The sequence below is a fragment of the Leifsonia sp. HAY1-4F genome (assembly GCF_056755275.1).
The window spans coordinates 1-233 of sequence record NZ_JBNDHX010000682.1; the positions used below are offsets into that span (position 1 = coordinate 1).

Here is a 233-nt window from a genome sequence, read left to right on the forward strand (position 1 = left end):
TCTATGCCCTGCGCGGTTCGGAGAACTGGGACAAGTTCCTCGATCTTCTGATCGAATTCAACCAGGGCTGGGCGAAATCCGCTGCGGCGCTGCTCTTCGTCATCTCGCGCACCCATAGCGGCGAACTCGGTTCCGCCGAGCAGAAGCCCAGCTACAGCCACTCCTTCGATGCTGGCACTGCCTGGGGCTTTCTGGCGATGCAGGCACATCTAGCCGGCTATGCAGCCCACGGC

At 61.8% G+C, this 233-nt stretch carries 1 protein-coding gene; it reads left to right on the top strand.

Going from position 1 to position 233, the window contains the following annotated elements:
• A partial coding sequence (locus ACPYOG_RS20960) for a nitroreductase family protein (protein WP_481295971.1) occupies nucleotides 1-233 on the top strand: 233 nt, incomplete at both ends.